Source organism: Gemmobacter nanjingensis (assembly GCF_014652195.1).
In the GTDB taxonomy this organism is placed as follows: Bacteria; Pseudomonadota; Alphaproteobacteria; order Rhodobacterales; family Rhodobacteraceae; genus Gemmobacter; species Gemmobacter caeni.
The window spans coordinates 1-558 of record NZ_BMYI01000088.1 but is presented as its reverse complement, the minus strand read 5'-3'; the positions used below and the strand labels follow the sequence as shown (position 1 = coordinate 558).

Here is a 558-nt window from a genome sequence, read left to right as displayed (position 1 = left end):
CCACCTGCCACGGCGACCTGGGCGCCCCGGCTGTCAGGATGTTGGGCTGAGCCATGGCGCAAGACCTTTATGATCAGGCCGTCCAGCTGATGATGACCGAGCGCCGGGCTTCCACGTCCTTCCTCCAGCGTCATCTCAGCATTGGCTATACCGATGCCTCGCGCCTGATGGACCGCATGCAGGCCAATGGCATCGTCTCGGCGCCGGACATCGCTGGTCGGCGCGAGATCCGCGCGCAGCAGGCACAGGCGGGCGAGAAATGAGCTATGCCTCGCTCCCTGATCTGATCGCGCGGGCCGGTGATGCCGAGATCAGGCAGATCGCCGACCGTGATCGTGATGGCACTCCCGATCCTGACGTCATTGCGGCCGCGCTGCTGGATGCCGACAACGCAATCGACGGATATGTCGGCGCGAGATACGACCTGCCGCTGCCGACGGTGCCCGCCCTGGTCAAGACCTGGGCGGTGTCGATCTCGCGTTACATCCTGCACCGCAATGGCGCACCCGATCATGTCCGTCAGGATTACACCGACGCCGTCGCCGCGCTGAAGGACGT

The 558-nt window shown here is 65.1% G+C and carries 2 protein-coding genes; both read left to right on the top strand.

The features are described from left to right. Positions 1-53: 53 nt before the first annotated feature. Positions 54-263: a DNA translocase FtsK gene (locus IE126_RS25765; RefSeq protein ID WP_189383249.1), complete on the top strand. Its 210-nt coding sequence runs from the start codon at positions 54-56 to the stop codon at positions 261-263. Beyond that, on the top strand, positions 260-558 hold a 299-nt coding region (locus IE126_RS25760; protein ID WP_189383247.1), incomplete at its 3' end, for a phage protein Gp36 family protein. The genes IE126_RS25765 and IE126_RS25760, both read left to right, overlap by 4 nt.